This is a genomic window from Aeromonas sp. S18(2024) (assembly GCF_041402525.1).
In the GTDB taxonomy this organism is placed as follows: Bacteria; Pseudomonadota; Gammaproteobacteria; order Enterobacterales; family Aeromonadaceae; genus Aeromonas; species Aeromonas enteropelogenes.
Genome location: NZ_JBGLQV010000003.1, coordinates 419,029 through 435,290 on the forward strand (window position 1 = coordinate 419,029; position 16,262 = coordinate 435,290).

Annotated in this window: 12 protein-coding genes; 9 read left to right on the plus strand and 3 right to left on the minus strand. The window is 59.4% G+C overall.

The genetic code is table 11. The annotated features are described in order from the left end of the window. Positions 1–60 precede the first annotated feature (60 nt). The 5 genes from ACB034_RS08135 (at position 61) to ACB034_RS08155 (ending at position 6,621) form a co-directional block, all read left to right on the plus strand. The gene (locus tag ACB034_RS08135) at positions 61–1,485 is read left to right on the plus strand and encodes an FAD-dependent oxidoreductase (protein WP_371172548.1); all 1,425 of its coding nucleotides are present in this window, start codon (positions 61–63) and stop codon (positions 1,483–1,485) included. A 33-nt stretch (positions 1,486–1,518) separates the two neighbouring features. Further along, positions 1,519–2,091, plus strand: a complete 573-nt coding sequence (locus ACB034_RS08140) for a hypothetical protein (RefSeq protein ID WP_371172549.1) — start codon at positions 1,519–1,521, stop codon at positions 2,089–2,091. Positions 2,092–2,267: 176 nt separating this feature from the next. Then, entirely contained in the window at positions 2,268–3,563 is a 1,296-nt protein-coding gene (locus ACB034_RS08145; protein ID WP_042026030.1) for a hypothetical protein, read from the plus strand. Positions 3,564–3,638: 75 nt separating this feature from the next. Next, complete coding sequence (locus tag ACB034_RS08150; protein WP_371172550.1) at positions 3,639–5,348, plus strand: 6-pyruvoyl-tetrahydropterin synthase-related protein; 1,710 nt, start codon at positions 3,639–3,641, stop codon at positions 5,346–5,348. Between the two features lie 58 nt (positions 5,349–5,406). Continuing rightward, the gene (locus ACB034_RS08155; protein WP_371172551.1) at positions 5,407–6,621 is read left to right on the plus strand and encodes a Bcr/CflA family multidrug efflux MFS transporter; all 1,215 of its coding nucleotides are present in this window, start codon (positions 5,407–5,409) and stop codon (positions 6,619–6,621) included. 106 nt (positions 6,622–6,727) lie between these two features. On the opposite strand, the gene ACB034_RS08160 is transcribed toward ACB034_RS08155, so the two are convergent. The 3 genes from ACB034_RS08160 to ACB034_RS08170 all read right to left on the minus strand — a co-directional run bounded on the left by ACB034_RS08160 (position 6,728) and on the right by ACB034_RS08170 (position 9,323). Beyond that, entirely contained in the window at positions 6,728–7,294 is a 567-nt protein-coding gene (locus ACB034_RS08160; RefSeq protein ID WP_371172552.1) for a pyridoxamine 5'-phosphate oxidase family protein, read from the minus strand. Positions 7,295–7,321: 27 nt separating this feature from the next. Further along, on the minus strand, positions 7,322–8,746 hold the full coding sequence (nhaD, locus tag ACB034_RS08165; protein ID WP_371144381.1) for a sodium:proton antiporter NhaD: 1,425 nt from the start codon (positions 8,744–8,746) through the stop codon (positions 7,322–7,324). Positions 8,747–8,855: 109 nt separating this feature from the next. Then, positions 8,856–9,323, minus strand: a complete 468-nt coding sequence (locus tag ACB034_RS08170) for a DUF4357 domain-containing protein (RefSeq protein WP_026457061.1) — start codon at positions 9,321–9,323, stop codon at positions 8,856–8,858. Between the two features lie 152 nt (positions 9,324–9,475). On the opposite strand from ACB034_RS08170, the gene ACB034_RS08175 reads away from it, so the two are divergent. The 4 genes from ACB034_RS08175 (at position 9,476) to ACB034_RS08190 (ending at position 16,185) form a co-directional block, all read left to right on the plus strand. Further along, a complete protein-coding gene (locus ACB034_RS08175; protein WP_371172553.1) occupies positions 9,476–10,171 on the plus strand; it encodes an ABC transporter ATP-binding protein in 696 nt (231 codons plus the stop codon). Positions 10,172–10,198: 27 nt separating this feature from the next. Next, complete coding sequence (locus tag ACB034_RS08180; protein ID WP_371172554.1) at positions 10,199–12,637, plus strand: FtsX-like permease family protein; 2,439 nt, start codon at positions 10,199–10,201, stop codon at positions 12,635–12,637. Then, entirely contained in the window at positions 12,634–13,719 is a 1,086-nt protein-coding gene (locus tag ACB034_RS08185; protein WP_371172555.1) for a lipocalin-like domain-containing protein, read from the plus strand. Before ACB034_RS08180 ends, ACB034_RS08185 begins: the two co-directional genes overlap by 4 nt. Positions 13,720–14,334: 615 nt before the next feature. Next, positions 14,335–16,185 carry a retron Ec67 family RNA-directed DNA polymerase/endonuclease gene (locus ACB034_RS08190; RefSeq protein WP_371172556.1) on the plus strand — a complete coding sequence of 617 codons (1,851 nt, stop codon included), beginning with the start codon at positions 14,335–14,337 and terminating at the stop codon, positions 16,183–16,185. The last annotated feature ends 77 nt before the right edge of the window (positions 16,186–16,262 follow it).

Consider the following 16,262-nt stretch of genomic DNA (forward strand, 5'->3'; position numbering starts at 1 on the left):
GGGTGAGCCGCTTGTTCATCCGTCCCTTTTCTCTTTTGCCAGCCGTTTTGGAACACCGTCATGAGCGACAACAACAAGAACAACATTGCAGTGCTGGGCGCCGGCCCTGCCGGTCTGATGGCCGCCTGGCGCCTGCGTCAGGCCGGTTTTGCGGTCACCCTGTTCGAGCAGGAGAGCGTGGTGGGCGGCATGTGCGCCACCCAGACCTTCAAGGGGCGCGATGGCGAGTATCGCTTCGACTACGGTGGCCACCGCTTCATCACCAAGAACCCCGAGCTGCTCGCCTTTATCGACGAGCTGATGGGGGACGATCTGCTCCACGCGATGCGCAAGAGCGTGATCCGCTTCGGCGGGCGCACCTATGACTACCCCTTGAACCTGCCGAACCTGCTCAAGACGGCGCCGCTGTCCCTGATGGCCGGGGCGATGAAGGATCTGCTGCTGTTGCCCTTTGCCAAGAAACCCACCGATTTTGCCAGGGCAAGCTTTGCCGAGTGGATCCAGAGCCACTTTGGCCGCACCCTCTATCGCCAGTTTTTCGAGGGCTACACCGCCAAGCTGTGGGGCATCAACCCGGACAAGCTCTCCGCCGACTGGGCCGGCCAGCGCATCAGCCTGATTGACCTCAAAGATGTGGCGCGCCGCCTGCTGCCAAGGCGTAACGGCAGCATTTCTGTGCGCACTTACGCCCGCAAGTACCGCTACCCCAAATATGGCTTCGGCCAGATCTTCACCACCCTGGGCGAGCGACTGCTGGCAGAAGGGGTGGCGCTCAAGACCGGCGCCACCATCACTCGCCTCGAGCAGGTCGATGGCCGGATTGAGCGGGTCTACTGGCGTCAGAATGGCGTTGAGCAAAGCGAACGCTTCGATCAGGTGATCTCCACCCTGCCGCTGCCGCTCACCTGCCAGCATCTGGGCTTGCCGTGCGATCTGCACTACCGTTCGCTGCGCTTCGTCAATATGCCGCTCAAGCAGGAGAACCTGTCGGACAACACCTGGCAGTACCTCTCCGATCCCCATATCCTGGCCACCCGTTTGCAGGAGCCGCGCCGGCGCAGCCCCTTTATGGCGCCGATGGGGCAAACATCCGTGATGTTGGAGATCCCCTGCGATCCGGGGGATACCACCTGGCAGGCACCGCTCGCCGATCTGCGCGGCCGGGTCACTCAGGATCTGGCGAGCCTGGGGGTCGATACCGCCAAGCTGGGTGACGAGACGTTTGAGGCGCGAAGCGAGTACGCCTATCCGCTGATGGATCTCGGCTATCAGGCCCGGCGCAACGCCGCCATCCAGGCGCTGATGCCGATCACCAACCTCATCATGACCGGCCGCCAGGGGACGTTTCGCTACATCTTCACCGACACCGCCATGGAGATGGGGCTGATGGCCGCCGACATGGTCATCGACGGGGTGGACAGACGCCACGCCATCTTCAATCATCGCAACGAAAATACCGTGATCGAGACCCAGAGCGTGGCGTAACGTCCGCGCTATAAGCAAACCAAGGAGAACAGGATGACCATACGCCACGGTTTTATTGCCCTCACCCTGCTGGCAGGCCCCGTGTTGACTGGCATGGGACAGGCTCAGGCTTACTCCTATGCAGCGGCCGGCAAGGAGCCGCTGATCGACGCCCGCGAGCAGCTGCTGACGGCTGCCAGTGAAGGCCAGGATGCCAGCGAGCCCCTCAAGGGGCTCGCCGATGAGCTCGGCTATCTGGAGCAGCACCACAAGGTGGAACTGCAGGCGCCGCTGGCCGCTGCTATCAAGAGCAAGGATGCTGCCGCCACCGCCGCCCTGCTCAATCGCGCCTACAAGGCGGAGATCGAGCGCCGCCTCGATGGGGCAAAGCAAAACCTTGGTGACTACCAGACCGCCAAGGTGCTGGTGGTCAAGAGCAAGCGCTTTCTGGATGTGATCCTTCCCTCCCTGAGTGAAGGGGATCGCCAGGCCGCGGATCAGGCGCTGACCCGAGTGCTCGACGCCATCGGCAACCCGGGGGTATTCGGGGTGGGCGCCAAGCCTGCCGATGCCACCGCCTTTGCCGAGGCGGAAAAAGCGCTGATGGCCGTGCTGGCACCGCTCTGATGACCACCAGCCAATCATTGCTCCATCTAGTGACAAACGGTGGGTTTCGCTTCGCTCTACCCACCCTACGCACGGCCTGCCGATAGATGCACCCGGACACCGGTTTGCCCCCTTCTTCTCTTGTGGGAGAAGGGAGGGGTCACCACGGCCGATTACGCTTTGCTAATCGACCCTACCTGCTGATCCTGCTGCAGTTGGCCTGGCTGGGCTGGCTGCTGGCTTTCCCGGTGGCGCTCGATTCAGACGATGCCCTGAACTTTGCCCACGGGGTGACGCGCTTTAGCGTGCTGGAGTTCGCGCCCCACTTTCCGGGTTATCCCGCCTTTATCTGGCTGGCCCGCCTTGTCAATCTGGTGGTGGATAGTCCCGCCGCCGCGGTGCAGTATGCCAGCCTGCTGGGCACCGGCCTGCTGGCGCCGCTCGCAGCCTTGCTTGCAGTCAGACTGTGGCAGCGTCCAAGCCTCCTGGCCCCCGTCTGGCTGCTGGTGCTGGCCCTGCCGCTCACCCCGACGCTCGCCCTCTCCGGCCTCTCTGACGGACCGGCACTCGCCGCCTGGCTTGGCGCCCTGCTGGCGCTGTCACCCACTCAATCCGCATCCGGACATCAGGCTCGCCACCCGGCGCTGGCCGGTCTGCTGCTGGGCCTCATGCTGGCCCTGCGCCCCTCCTATTTCGTGCTGGCCCTGCTGCCGATCGCTCTGGGGTTGCAACACCGAGGCGAGCGGCTCAGGTTTGTGCTCCCTATCGCCCTGGTGGGATTCGCCTGCCTGCTCTTCGTCTGGCAGGCCGATGGCTGGGCCTATTTCAGCGAAGGGCGGCGCTTTACCAACGGCCACTTTACCTTGTGGGGCAACACGGCAGCGGCCCACGGGGATCGGTTGCTTAGCTGGGCCAAGACCCTGCACGCCCAGCTCACGCCACTCTGGCCCCTGGCATGCGGGCTGCTGCTGATGCCGCTCTGGCGAAAAGAGAGAGGGAGCAGGCTGGTCTGGACGCTGGGTTGGCTCGCCCTGCTGCTCTGGACCCTGTTTGGCCAGAACCCGGACAATCCCCGTCATCTGGCGCCGCTTACCCTGCTCGGTCTGGTGCTGCTGGCAGGCAGGCTGCCGCACCGGGGGGAGACGCTCGCCGTGCTGGCGGCGCTCCTGCTGCTTGGTTCGACCCTCACTTCACCCCGACCACCTGCCATGGTTCAGGCGGCCACCCTGGCAGAGCAGCGCTGTTCTGCGCTGGTCACCCAATGGGGCGTCAGGCTGCTGCGCGAGACCACGCAGCTTCCGATCACCGATGGCTGGTATGGGGGGGATGCGCGTCTGGTCCTGACGCAGGGCGCCTGTCGTCTCAGTCGGCGCCCTATCGACGCGAGCAGCCTGCCCGCGCCCTACCGACAGTGGTGGTTTGCTCCGCGCTTTCGCGCCGAGCCCGGCCTCTGGCTTGCCATTCCCGACAGGCAAGCGGATGCTGGGCCCTGACGGCAGGATCAGGACGCAGAGGGAGCCGGCAACTCGACCAGACTCTCCTTGCGGCCATAACCAGCGAGTCCCGACATGGTTGGATTGCGGACGCGCTACAGCATTCCTCTGGTATTGCTGATAGCCACAGCGATTATGTTGTTGCCCTTCTGGCTGCGCGGCGGCAGTCAGGGGCATGATCTTTTTCACCATCTGCTCTCCAGCCACTTTTTTGCGGTGCAACTGTGGCAGGGGGAACTCTATCCCCGCTGGCTGATGGCCATGAATGGCTCCTTCGGCAGCCCGGTTTTTTTCTTCTACCCACCGCTCCCCTACTATGCCAACGCCCTCTTCGCCGGCCCCACGCCCCTCGCTCACGAGGCCATGACGCCCCTGCTCTGGAGCAGCAGTCTGGCGCTCTGGCTCTCGGGTCTGTTTGCCTATCTGTGGCTGCGTACCTTCGCCTCTCCCCGCCGGGCCCTGGGGGCCAGCCTGCTCTATATGGCGCTCCCCTATCATCTGGCTATCGACATCTATGCCCGCTTCGCCCTGGCAGAAAGCTGGGCCTTCGTCTGGGCACCACTGGCGCTGCTGGGGCAGGACAGGCTCAGCAAACAGGCCCCCTTCGGCCTGCTCCTGCTCGCGTTTGCCGTGGCCATGCTGGCCCTCTCCAACCTGCCGAGTCTGCTGCTCATCCTGGCGCTACTGACGGTACGCAGCCTGCTGCTGGCCTGGCGCAACCAGACAAGCGACGCCATCTGGCCCACCTTGTTGGCACAGGGATGGGGGCTGGCCATGGCGAGTCTGCTGCTGTTGCCCGCCCTGCTGGATCAGGGGGGCATCTCCATGGAGCAGATGCGCACCGGCATCTTCGAATTCCAGCGCAATTTTCTCGATCGCCTGCCCCAGAGCCTGGATGACTGGCGTTTTCGTGGTCACCTCACCTGGCTGACCATACTGACCCTCGCCCTGCTGCTGGTGGCCTGGGCCGCCACCCGCGAGCCCCATCATCCCGAACTGCGGCGCTGGGGGGTGATCGGTACCCTCTGTTTTCTCATGACCCTCTCCGTGAGCGAGCCGCTCTGGCAGCTCCTCACGCCGCTGCAACTGGTGCAATTTCCCTGGCGCTTCAACCTGATCCTGGTCATCGCCACCGTGGCCGTGGTGGCCCTGGCGCCTCCCGTCCATCGGTTATGGCAGTGGCTCTGGTGGGGGCTGCTCGCCCTTATCATGGCCTCGCAGGCGCTCTATGTGCGTGAATCCCCCCTCACCCAGAGCCCTGACAAGGCAGCGATCGATACACTCTTTGACAGCAAGCGCAGCGCCCGGGAATACCGGCCAAGGCAGGTGCCCCGCGGCAACTTCTCGCCCACCCTGCTGGCCTGGAAGGATGAGTTCCAGCCCGAGATCACCACACAGCGGCCGGGCATCCAGTGGCAGATCCAGGGCTGGCGTCCCCGCAACATAGTGCTGACCGTGAACGCCAAGACCCCGGCCACCCTGGTGATGCACCAGTATTACTATCCGGGCTGGCAGGCCTGGCGCGACGATGGCACCGAGTTGCCCGTCAGCAGTACCCAGAACGGACTGCTGCAGGTTCAGGTGCCCGCCGGCGACTACCGACTGACCGTGACCCTGAGTGCCCGCTGGCCTGAGCGCCTCGGCTATGGCCTGTCGCTGGTGACCTGGCTTGCCTGGTGGCTGGCCCTGGCAGGCACCTTCATCAAGACCCGTTACCAATCGCCCGACACGGCCCGTCACCATGACAAACCGCTGGCACAGGAACGCCATGCCCGGCGTGGTTAAAGCTGGTAGACTCGTTATTTCCTCTTATTCGCAACCAAGGTCGACAACCGGACACCCTATGCCCCACGCCCCAGTTCCCCAAGCCGCCGCCCTCTCTCCCCGTTTTCTCTTTATTCTGCTCGGTGCCCTGGCGGGCCTGACGCCGCTCGCGGTGGACATGTACCTGCCCGCCATTCCGGCCATCGCCCGGGATCTGGCCACCAGCATCGACGGAGCCCAGCTCACCATCAGCGCCTTTCTCGGCGGCTTTGCCATCGGCCAGCTGTTCTACGGGCCGCTCGCCGACAGTTTTGGCCGCAAACCGGTGATCCTGGCGGGATTGATGATGTTCGCCGTGGCCTCGGTGGGCTGCGCCATGGCGGATTCGCTGCCCGAGCTGCTGGCTTGGCGGATGCTGCAGGCCGCCGGTGGCGCGGCGGGCTCGGTGGTGGTCAACGCCTTGCTGCGGGATCTTTTCGAGAAGGATGCGTTTTCCCGCGCCATGTCCTTCGTCATCCTGGTGATGACGCTCGCTCCCCTGGTAGCCCCCGTGGTGGGCGGCTACATCAGCGCCCACAGCGACTGGCGGGTGATCTTCTGGCTGCTGGTGGTCATCAGCCTGCTTATCTGCGTGGTGATGCAGTGGAAAATTCAGGAGACCCTCAAGCCCGAGCACAAGCAGCCCCTGAAGATAGGCCAGGTGCTGCGCAACTACTGGGGGGTGCTCACCCATCGTGGCGCCATGGGTTATGTGCTGTGCGGGGCGCTCTCAAGCTCCGGCATGTTCGCCTTCTTAAGCGGTTCCCCTTACGTCTATATCGAGTATTTCAAGGTGCCGACCGAGCACTACGGCTGGCTGTTTGGCCTCAATATCCTGCTGATGATGGTGGTCACCTTCGTCAACAGCCGGCTGGTGAAGGGGGTGGGCGCCGAGCGGATGCTGCAATACGGCCTGCTGGTGCTGCCCTGCGCCGGGGCCCTGCTCATCTACAACGCCTGGAGCCAGACCGGGGGTCTGTGGGGCATCGTCATCCCCGTGGTGCTGTTCGTCGGCCATATCAGCCTGGTGGGGGCCAACGCCATGACCGGCCTGATGGGCCACTTCCCGCAGTCCGCAGGCACCGCCTCGGCACTGGCGGGCACCCTGCGTTTTGGTATCGGCGCCCTGGTGGGCATACTGGTGAACCTCAACCCGCCAGCATCACCGCTGCCCATGGCTATCGCCATCGCCAGCTGTGGGGCGGGATCGGCCCTGAGCTACTGGTTGCTGGCAGGCAAACGCACCGCCTCCTGACGCTTTTGTCGCCATCACGCATGAGACATATGAAAAAGCCCTGCTTGTATCAGCAGGGCTTTGTGTATCACGGGGCATAGTTCCCTCTTTCACCGTCGCGCCTTCTCTAAGGTGTGGCCTCCAGCCCGCTGCGAGCCAGGATCTCGCTCTCCAGGCCATCCAGGCTCAGCTGGTTCTTCTTGCGCCAGTAGGCCTCGATCCCTTCCCTGCCCTGACGCTCGGACCAGTTGGCCAGATCCTCCCTGTCTCCTTGGTAGTCGAACAGGGGCACCGACATACCGCAGGAGGCCTGCACCCGCTCGATATCCAGCAAGAAGATCTGGCGGGCCGCGATACTTGCGGGAAAGCGGGCCAGCGCGGCCTCCCACCCCGTGTCGCCACGGTGCAGCACCCGTGCCTGACCATAGGCTCGCAGGATCAGCGGCGCCCCCTCGAAGGCACAGAACATCACCGTCATGCGCGGATTGTGCAGCACATGGGCCGCCGACTCGTTGCCGCTGCCGGTCAGATTGAGCCAGGCCAGGGTATGGGCATCGATGACTCTCAAGGAGTCGCCCCCCTTGGGGGAGAGGTTGACCGTCCCCTGATCCGCCGCCGTGGCGACGAAGTAGATCTTCTGTGCCGCGATAAAAGCCACATGTTGTGGCGAGAGCGCCTCGAACAGTTGTCCCATCTTTCCTTCCCTGGATGTTCATCGCCCTTAGAACTGGGCGCTATTGAGCCACAGATGTGCCCCTATGCTCACCAGATAGCCAAGCAGAATGGCGGGCAGCCACTTGAGGTGGCCGAAGAAGGTATACATGCCGTGGGCCTGCCCCATCAGCGCCACCCCGGCCGCCGACCCGATGGAGAGCAGACTGCCCCCCACCCCGGCCGTCAAGGTGACCAGCAGCCACTGACCGAGCGCCATGTCCGGATTCATCGAGAGCACCGCAAACATCACCGGGATGTTGTCGACAATGGCGGAGAGCAGGCCGATGGCGATGTTGGCCTGGGTGGCATTACCCCCTTCATAGAGCCAGGCGGAGACCAGCTCCAGATAGCCCATAAAGCCCAGCCCGCCGACGCACATCACCACCCCGTAGAAAAACAGCAGGGTATCCCACTCCGCTTTCGCCACCTTGTTGAACACATCAAAGGGCACCACGGAGCCAAGCTGTCTGAGACGTGCCTGATCGCCGTTGCGCTCGTAGAGGGCGCGCTTGCGGGCAAGTGATGTGGGCAGGGTCTTGCGCAGATAGAAACCGAAAAACTGCAGATAGCCAAGCCCCATCATCATGCCGAGCACAGGGGGAAGATGGAGGAAGTTATGGCAGGCGACCGCCGTCAATATGGTCAGGATAAAGAGCGCGACTATGCCAAAGGCCCCGCGTTTGAGATCCACCACCTCGTTGACCGCCTTGGGGGCATGCTTGGGCACCATGAAGCTCATCAGCAGGGCCGGCACCAGAAAGTTGAGCACAGAGGGGATAAAGAGCGCGAAAAACTGGCCAAACGCTACCTTGCCGGCCTGCCACACCATCAGGGTGGTGATGTCGCCAAAGGGGCTGAAGGCGCCGCCGGCGTTGGCCGCCACCACGATATTGATGCAGGCGAGGTTGACGAACCGCCGATCGCCGTTGGCCACCTTCAGCACCACGGCGCACATCAGGAGCGCCGTGGTGAGGTTGTCCGCCACCGGCGAGATGAAGAACGCCAGCACGCCGGTCAGCCAGAACAGGGTGCGCAGCTGAAAGCCGGAGCGGATGAGCCAGGCCCGCAGCGCATCGAACAGCATCCTGTCCTCCATGGCATTGATGTAAGTCATCGCCACCAGCAGAAACAGCATCAGCTCGGCGTATTCGAGCAGGTTGTGGCGAAATGCCTGCTCCGCAGCCGAACTCATGCCCCCCTGGGCATAGACGATGCCGATCAGGATCCAGATCACCCCGGCAGCCACCAGCACGGGTTTGGACTTGCGCAGTTGCAGATACTCCTCTGCCATCACCAGGGCATAGGCCAGGGTGAACAGGGCGACACAAAACAGGCCGACCGTGGAGAAGGTCATTGGAATGGGGCCACTGCTGGCCTCGGCGGGAAACACACAGAACAAAAACAGAGGGACAAAGCGGGATAACGTAGACATGGAGCCTCTTCCTTTGGGAACCGTCTGGCTTTCATGCTAGCACCTGGATGAAAAAATAATTTCATCCAGGTCAATCAATTATCAATTGATCGGCAACGAGAACTCACCGTTATTTCTTGCCAAACCCCGACTGCTTGAGGGTGTAGCCGGCACTGTTCTGCCAGGCATCGAGGCCGCTGCGGTTGTTGCCCGCCACCAGGCTGGCGGCCAGGCTCGGGCTGTTGAACAGCTGATCGGCCACAAACACGAAGCCCCCTTCGCTGCGGGGGGAAAGGATCCCCTTGCCCAGCAGCTCCTGGCGCAGCTCGATCACCGCCTCGCGCAGGGATGCCGCGTCCTCGCCGTTGGCGGTGGAGCCCGCCAGCACCATGAAGCCGGGATTCTGCCGCTTGCCCACCGGATAACCGTGGGCTTCAGCCCCCTTACCGTTGAAGTGGTAGAGCTCGCGCTCCCCCGGCTTGTTGTCGGAGAGCGCCTTTTGCAGGGTCATCAGCTCGTTGTAGATATCGATGGGGACCACGGCAGCCTGCTTGTTGCCCTTGCTGTCGACGATAAAACTGACTTGCTTGTGTAACATCCTTGCGCATCCTGTGACCCATGGAAGCCTCTATTCTAACCACCTCTTGCGAGCAGGATCCAGCCAGGATCCGCTTCGCTTTTGCAGCCGTGATCACTAACTGGCATAGTAGCGGGCATACTGAAAGCCATTGACCATCAACCGGTTATCCCATGCTGACCCTGCGCAACCTCTGCAAGAGCTTCGATAACGGCAGCGAACGGCTTCCGCTGTTCCAGCGCCTGGATCTTGCCCTCCCCCCCGGCGAGATCACCCTGCTGCTGGGGCAAAGCGGCTGCGGCAAATCGACCCTGCTGAGCCTTATCGCCGGCCTGCTTCCCCCTGATGAGGGGGAGATCTGGCTGGGGGAGACCCGCCTCGACACATTGCCGGCGGACGAGCGGGCCCGATTGCGCGGCCGCCATTTTGGCATCGTCTATCAGGACTTCAACCTGCTGCCGACACTGACGGTGGAGGAGAACCTCTGCCTGCCGCTCGCCATCAACCAGATCCCGCGCCAGCAGTCAGAGGTTGACACCCTGCTGGCACGGCTCGATCTCACCCACAAGCGCCACGCCTGGCCGGAGCAGCTCTCCGGCGGCCAGCGCCAGCGGGTCGCCCTGGCCCGCGCCCTCATTCACAAGCCCCGGTGGCTGCTCGCGGACGAACCCACCGGCAGTCTTGATGAACACAACGCCGAGCAGGTGATGGCACTGATGATGACGGCGGTGCGGGGCACCGGCGCCGGCCTCTTGCTGGTGAGCCACAACCCAGCCTACAGCGCCCTGGCGGATCGGGTGCTGCGCCTCGAAGGGGGCCAGCTGGTCGAGCTAAAGCGTGCACCCAGCACCGGAGCTCCCCATGGGTGACGTCCGCCCCGTGAGCGAGGACTTGCCATGCTGCCGCTAAAGGCGCTGCTGCGCCTCTATCGCACTCACCCCTGGCTGCTGTTGATGAGCCTGACCGGGCTGGTGTTGGGGGTCTCTCTGGTGGTGGCCATCGAGCTTCTTAACCACAGCGCCCGCACCAACTTCGTCGCCGCCCGCAGCCAGCTGGCGGGGGAAGCGAACTACCGGCTGGCGCCGGACGGCGGGCTGGATGAGCAGCTCTACGTCAAGCTGGTGCGAAGCCAGCCCGACCTCAACGCCATGCCAGAGCTGCACGCCTGGCTCAAGGACGAGCAGGGGCGCAGCTTCCAGCTGCTCGGGATGGATCTCTTCAACCCCGGCCCCTTGCGCCGCCTCTTTGACGCAGAGCAAGACAGCCAACCCGATTTCTCGTTGAGCCGCGCCGACAGCGTCTGGCTGGCGGCCCCCGAGGCCAGACGGCTTGGCTGGCAGCCGGGTCAGCCCCGCACGTTTCTCCTAAGCGAAACCTCGCCTCATGGCCAACGGGGTGAGCGAGCGCTGACCCTCACCCTGGCCGGCACCTTCGAACCCGGCGCCGTGCCCATGGAGCGGCTGCTGGTCACCGACATCGGCCTCGCCCAGCCCCTGCTTGGCAAGGAAGGGCGGCTCGATCGTATCGTCTTCAAGCTAAGCGAGACGCAAGCTCACACCCTGCAAACAGCCCTGCAAGCCTATGCCCCTAAGCAGCCCCTCTGGCTCGACCCCATCAGCCCGGCGCTGGATGCCAGCCAGCTCGGCGATGCGCTGGCCCTCAACCTCACGGCCCTCTCCCTGCTCGCCATGGCGGTGGGGCTCTTTCTGGTGTTCAACGCCCAACGCTTCGTGCAGAGCGTGCGCCGCCCCCAGCTGGTCCAGCTCATCATCCTCGGCATGCCGCCACGCCGGCTGCTGCGCTGGCTGACCCTGGAGATCCTGATCCTCGCCAGCATCGGCACCCTGCTCGGGCTGCTGCTGGGAAGCCTGTTGGCCCTCGCCCTGATGGGGCAGCTCACCCAGGCGCTAGCCGATCTCTATGGCCCCAACCCCATCGATCTGCTGCGCCTCTCCCCCGCCAGCCTTGGCAAGGCGCTGGTGATTGGCCTTCTGGGGACGCTTACCGCCAACCTGCCCGGCTGGTGGCAACTGCTGCGCCAATCCCCCCTTGAACTGCGGGACGGCAACAGCCGCCCGCCGACCCACCCCTGGCGCCGGCGCATCTTGGCCATCGCCATCCTGCTGCTCTGCGCGCTCTGTCTGTGGCGGCCAGAAACCGGCCTCACCGGCGCCCTCTTTATCGCCGGCGGCTGGCTGCTCGCCATGGCACTCTGGCTGCCCGATCTCCTTCGCGCCGTGCTGGGATGGCTGCGATCACGGCCGGGCGGCTCCCTCACCACCCGACTGGCGGTAGCCGAGACCCGCTACCACCTGGATCGCACCACCATCGCTGTGATGGCGCTGCAACTTGCCATCGCCGCGGCCATCGGCATCGGAGTCATGGTGTCGAGTTTTCGCTCAAGCGTGGAGATCTGGCTCGGCCAGCGCCTGGCCGCCGATCTCTACGTCACCGCCCCCAAAGGGGTGGCAGGCAGCAAGGGCGCCCTGAGCGAGCAGCCCCTCAACACCATTCTCGCCCAGCCAGACGTGAGCGCCGTCTCGCGCCGCTCGGTGCGCCCCGCCCGCTGGCAGGGTCAGCCCATCGAGTGGGCGCAGATGGACTTTATCCCCGAGCTTAAAGCCGCCTACCCGCTGCTGGCCGGACGCTGGCCCGCCACCCCCGACGAGGTGCTGGCGAGCGAACCGCTGACGGTGCGCCTCGGGGTCAAAGTGGGCCAGAGCCTCGAGGTGACGGGCGAGCAGGGGCCAAGGCGGCTTACCGTCACCGGCATCTATCAGGATTACGGCAGCGACAAGGGGCAGATACTGCACGCCTTCGAGGGCGGGGCCGTGCAATCCCTCGCCCTCTTTAGCAACCAACCGGAGCGCCTCGCCGATCGCCTGCGGGCGCAGTTTGGCGAGCGGGTGAACCTCTTGCCCGCCCCCGCCATCCACGCCGCAGCCCTCAAGGTGTTCGACCAGACCTTTGTGGTGACCGAGCTATTGAAATTGCTGATCCTGGGGATCGCCTTTGTCGGTATCGGCTCGGCCTTTATGGTGCTGGGGTTGGCCCGACGCGGCGAACTGCAGACCCTGCAGAGCTTGGGGCTAAGCCCCCGCCACTGCCGCCGGTTGCTGGTGTGGCAGGGGGCGGGATTGGGGCTGCTCACGGCGCTCCTGGCCCTGCCGGTGGGCTATGGCCTCGCCTGGGTGCTGATTGAGGTGGTCAACCCCCGCGCCTTCGGCTGGCGGCTGGCCTTCGAGGCCGCCCCCTTGCACGCCGTCACGGCGCTCCTGCTCGCCCCCGTCTGTGGCGCGCTCGCCTCCTGGTACGCCGCAAGGAGAGTGGTATGAAAAAAATCAACGCGTGGCCGCTGGCACTGGGGGTGCTCTGGGCGCTGTATGGCGGGGCTGTCGGTGCCAGCGATCTGGGGGCCATCCTCGGCGGTGGCAGCGATCACTTCAAAAAGGCTCTGCCTGGTCAGTCCATCCAGCTGCCCGCCGATCACGGTGCCCACCCCGACTACCGCTCCGAGTGGTGGTATCTCACCGGCAACCTGAAAGACGAACAGGGGCGTGACTACGGCATGCAGTGGACCCTGTTTCGCCAGGGTATCGAGCAAAACATCAAATCGGATAACCCCTGGCTCACTCCCCAGCTCTGGCTGGCCCAGTTCGCCATCACGGATTTGAGTAAAGGCAGCCACCAGCAGGATGAGCGCACCAGCCGCCAGGGGCCGGGGCTGGCCGGCGCCAGCGGCGGCCAGTATTGGCTGAAAGAGTGGGTGTTGGCCTCCCAAGGGGAATCCCTCTTTCCCGCCACCCTCAAGGTTCAGAGCAAGGCGGGGAATCTTGATTTGAAGGTGATCGCCGCCAAGCCGGCGGTGCTGCAGGGCCAACAGGGTTACAGCGAGAAGAGCCCGGGCAACGCCTCCTTCTACTACTCCTACCCGCGCCTGACCATCAGCGGCACCTTGACCCTAGATGGCGAGACCCGCAACGTCAGCGGTGAGGGCTGGTTTGATCACGAATGGAGCAGCTCGATATTGGCCGAGTGGCAAGCGGGCTGGGACTGGTTTTCGCTGCAATTTGAAGATGGCCGCGAGCTGATGCTGTTTCGCCTGCGCACCAAATCGGGACGCGCCAATTCCGAAAACAAGCCAGAAAACCGCTACGGTATCCTGATTGAGCGCGATGGCAGCAGCCGGGTGCTGAATCCTGCGCAGATCCGCCTCACCCCCAGCAAGACCTGGCGCGGCCCCAAGGGGCAGCCCTACCCTATCGAGTGGCAGCTTGACGCCGCCGATATGAAACTCACCATCCAGGCACGCCAGCCCAATCAGGCCATGACGGGCCGCTTTGACTACTGGGAGGGGGCAGTCTCCGTCTCGGGGGACGCCAACGGCGTCGGCTATCTGGAGATGACCGGCTATTGATCACCAACATTTGAGCGGCCGCCTCAGCTGTCACATTCTTATCCATCTGCACGTCCCCATCCTGACTATCCCCGTCAAAATCTGACCGCCATCAAGATTTCATTCAAATCCCACGGATTTTCTGTGTTTTTACTCAACAGAGAGGTCAGCCTTTGATAGGCTACTCATCCGGACCTCAGAGCCCCAAAGGTAGCCATGGAGTAGCGATGGTTCAATCATCTTCAATTCAGCTTGAAGGCAGCACAACGGAAGCTGAAATCCGTACGGTAGCTATCAGAATTGAGAATATATAATTAATACATATTATTGTTTTATTTTAAAAAATATTAAATTCTGTCATGTCAATGGCATTAAATGTGTTATATGTCCGTTTTAAATATAAAAAGCTAAGAAGAAATTTTAAAAATTGACGATAGAACAATTAAAAATCTAGTTGACTTATTTGTTTTATCATATTAGATTCAGCCTTGGCTTATGGGCAGATTATTCGCTCGCGTTTCGCGAGCAGTGAAAAAATCGTCCATTCGGATTGCCCTATGGTAGTGTATCACTGTGTTACAGGATATGATAAGTGCGTAGGAGTGCCCATAAGCCACTTTATGTACGGAAGTATATATGTCAAAACTTGATGTTTTAAAACAGATATCAACCAAACCTGATTTAGCTGAATTGTTGGGCGTAGATGCGGCTTTTTTAACAAGAACGCTTTATATCGTTCGCCCTGAAAAACAATATCATCAGTTTACTATAAAGAAAAAATCAGGTGGTATAAGAATCATAAATGCACCATCAGACGAGCTAAAAAGCTTACAAAAAAGACTATCTATTTTGTTATTGGATTGCATTGATGAAATAAACTCAAAGAAATTTCCTACATCCCAATCAACAAAACCAAAGCTCAGAAAAAATAAAGAAAATGACTATGCTGCAGAGGTTTTAAAAGTCAAAATTCCCACATCAGAATCCAAGCAACCATCTTTGTCTCATGGATTTGCAAGAGATCGCTCGATTATAACTAATGCAATGATGCATATTGGAAAGAAAAACATTCTAAACATTGATTTAGAAAATTTCTTTGATAGTTTTAACTTCGGGCGAATTCGTGGTTTTTTTATCAAAAACGAAAATTTCAAATTGAATGAGCATATTGCAACTGTAATTGCACAAATAGCTTGTCATGAGAATGCTCTTCCTCAAGGAAGCCCCTGCTCACCCGTATTATCTAATTTAATAACCCACAGCTTAGATATCAAATTGGCATCTTTATCCAAGAAATACAAATGTACATATACAAGGTACGCTGACGATATAACTTTTTCTACAAGAAGTTCTAAACTCCCCTCTCAATTAATAACAATGGACGGAAATAATTACATTTTAGGAAATAGGCTGCTACAAGCGATTAAAAGTTCAGGGTTTTCAATTAATGACAGTAAAACAAGAGTTCAATTAAAAGATTCTCGTCATGATGTTACAGGGCTTGTAGCCAACAAGAAACCTAATACAAGAAAAGAATATTGGCGATTAGCCAGAGCTAAATGTAATACGCTATTCAAGACCGGTTCATTTACATCTGTTAAAGATAATGTGGAGGTTGCTGGCAATCTAAACGAATTAGAAGGCCAACTAAATTTTATTGATCATATAGACCACTACAATCGCTTAAGACAAAAATCACCATTAGTTCCTGAATATGCGTTGAAAGATATTGGAAAAAACACAAAAACACTGCTCTCTGGAAGAGAAAAAACATTTAGCCAGTTTTTATATTACCGTCTCTTTTGTGGAAATGAGAAGCCAACTATTCTTTGTGAAGGGAAAACTGACAACATCTATTTAAAATCAGCAATTAGTCAATTGAAAATTGATTATCCTTTACTGGTTGACACTAAAGGAGAGCATTATGATTTATTAGTACGATTTGTTGAATATACCAAAAGAACAAGGTTTTTATTAGGGTTGTATGGTGGAACAGACTATCTGAAAGGGTTCATTGAAAGTTTCGAAAAAAATATGAAACTGTATGAAAATGTAAAGCCTAAAAATCCAGTTATAATTTTCTTGGATAATGATACTGGGCCAAACAATATCGTATACTTATTACAAAGCAAAAACTTTAAAGATAAGATAAATCTATTTCCATCCAGTCTAGACAAGTCAAATGAAATTCGAAAATCAGAGTTCATACATATCATAAAAAATCTATATGTAATATTTACCCCTCGAGGAATAAATGATGAAGATACTGATATAGAACACTTTTTTGATAGAAAAACAAGAATGATGAAACATGTGAATGGGAAATGTTTTAATACCATTGAAAAAAGAGATGCGAAATCTGATCTCAGCAAAGACGCCTTTGCAACTCATATCATAAAGGAACGAAAAAAAGAAATCGATTTTAGAAGTCTAAAACCATTACTGGACCCTATAGTAAAAGTTATTAAGCATTATGAAAGCTTATGATATGCGCGATTAAAAATGTTCGTGATGAGTTATAATAAAAAATATATTAATAGAATATAAGTTCTGACCGATTAAAC